Raw genomic sequence first — 1851 nt, forward strand, 5'->3', positions numbered from 1 at the left:
CCACGGTGGGAACCAAGTACACGCTAACTGTGGGCGGCGGGGGGGCCGGTGGCGGAGGAACGAGCGGAGGGGGCGTGCCAGCAGGGTCGACAGGTGGATGGGCTGGAGACAGCGGTAGTAGCGGCGGCGAAAGCGGCGGAGGAGAAGGTGGCGGAGGCAGCTCCAATATCACCATGGAACCCGACAGCATCACGCTGCAGGTCGGTCAAAGCGTGATGGTGATGAAGGCAGACGGCAGCATCAGTGTCAATGGCAAGGAAATCGACATCGTTGGCTCCAAGCATGTGGGTGTGGAGTCTGAGCGAATTGACCTGAATTGAGCCCACGCCATGAATGGACCCGATCTGCTGATGCCTGCGCCGGTGCAGGCAGCTCCGCTCGCGGAGATGCGCAACCACACACCCTATCCGAGCCAGTATTTCCAGATGATGGATACCGGCGACGAGGTGTTTCACGTCATTGCCTGCCGAGTCACCTTTGACCTGAAAACCGTGGCGGCGGACGGCACTCCGCAGGTGGCGCAATCCCAAGCGCCTCTGGTACAAGCGGACCAGTTCTACGAAGACCCCAACACCAGCAGTTGCCTTCAGGAAAGCGACTTTGCGCCGTACAAGCCCAAATGCGACATCCTGCTGGCCAACGCCACAGCCTATGCCCCCGAGGGTAAACCTCACCAGCGCTGGCCGGTCGGCCTGCGCGTAGGCCCGTGGCAAAAGGTTCTAGCGGTCACCGGGCCGCGTCGCATCCAGCACGGCATGCTCGGCTGGAAACTGACTGAGCCCGAGAAGGTCACCGAAGTACCGCTGCGCTGGGAACTGGCATACGGTGGTACCTGCGAATGGCCACTTAGGCCGGTCGCCGGACAAGAGCCTGAAATCTGGGCACCTTACGAAGCCAACCCCCTGGGCCACGGGTGGGTAGACAAGGCATGGCACCGCAAAAGCCGCATGGATGAACTGCCTGCGCCCCAGATCGAGACTTTCAATCGTCCATTTGACGCCAATGCGGCCAATGCCCAGCGCTACGCCCCCGTCGGTGTAGGGCCCATCGGGAAATGGTGGACCCCCAGGCGCCAGAAGGGTGGGACCTTTGACCCGGAGTGGAAAGAAAACCGCTGGCCGCGGCTGCCCAAGGACTTTGACTTTGGCTACTGGAACTGCGCACCCGAAGACCAGCAGATACCGTATCCGCAAGGCGGAGAGGAAATCCTGCTGGCAGGCCTCACGCCAAGACAGCAACTGGCGAAGGTCATCCTGCCTCAGCCGGCAGTCCATGCGGTAGCGCGACTGCAGGTCGGCCCGGTGCTACCGCTGCCGATGAACCTGGACACCATCATCTTGGATGTGAAAGCGCTGACGCTTAGCTGCGTGTGGCGCATCAACGTGGCCGCCAGTTTTGGTTTGCGCGTACTGGAGTTGAGAAAAGGGCCCGTGCCAGCATGAGCCAGCCCATCCCCTTCATGCCTGCAACCGGCCGCGTCACACCGGCGACTGCCAGCACCACCACCGCCCAAGTCAAACCCAACAGCTACGCAAGGCCGGGGCCCATAGGCAACACCCAGGGCCTCATCGTGCCGCAGACCAGCCCGCTGCTGAGCCCGCCCAACACCCAGCCCGAGACCGATGAAGAAGGCTGGTGGGACAAACTTAAGCAAGGCACCAAGGACGCAGCGCAGTACTACAAGGACAACGTATCGCAGTCGCTGCACGAGTTTGGAGCCAACGCCATGGACACCGGGGGCAAGGTGGCGATGGCAGGGGGCGCCACGGCCGCAGCGGGTGGTGTGGTGGCCGCCACTGGCATCGGAGCGCCAGTGGGTGCGGGGATGGCCACGGCGGGCGGTGCAGCAGC

General features: G+C 63.2%; 2 protein-coding genes and 1 pseudogene. All 3 read left to right on the forward strand.

Annotated features, from left to right (window positions below; all coding sequences use genetic code 11):
• The first annotated feature begins 173 nt into the window (after positions 1 to 173).
• Positions 174 to 320, forward strand: coding sequence for a hypothetical protein (locus tag DBR12_RS22140; RefSeq protein ID WP_158274970.1), 147 nt, complete (start codon positions 174 to 176; stop codon positions 318 to 320).
• 30 nt (positions 321 to 350) lie between these two features.
• Positions 351 to 1442, forward strand: a complete 1092-nt coding sequence (locus DBR12_RS03945) for a DUF2169 domain-containing protein (RefSeq protein ID WP_158274971.1) — start codon at positions 351 to 353, stop codon at positions 1440 to 1442.
• Positions 1439 to 1851: pseudogene (locus DBR12_RS03950) on the forward strand (hypothetical protein); the annotation flags it as partial. The gene DBR12_RS03945 and the pseudogene DBR12_RS03950, both read left to right, overlap by 4 nt.

The organism is Acidovorax sp. HMWF029 (genome assembly GCF_003060895.1).
Classification (GTDB): domain Bacteria; phylum Pseudomonadota; class Gammaproteobacteria; order Burkholderiales; family Burkholderiaceae_C; genus Acidovorax.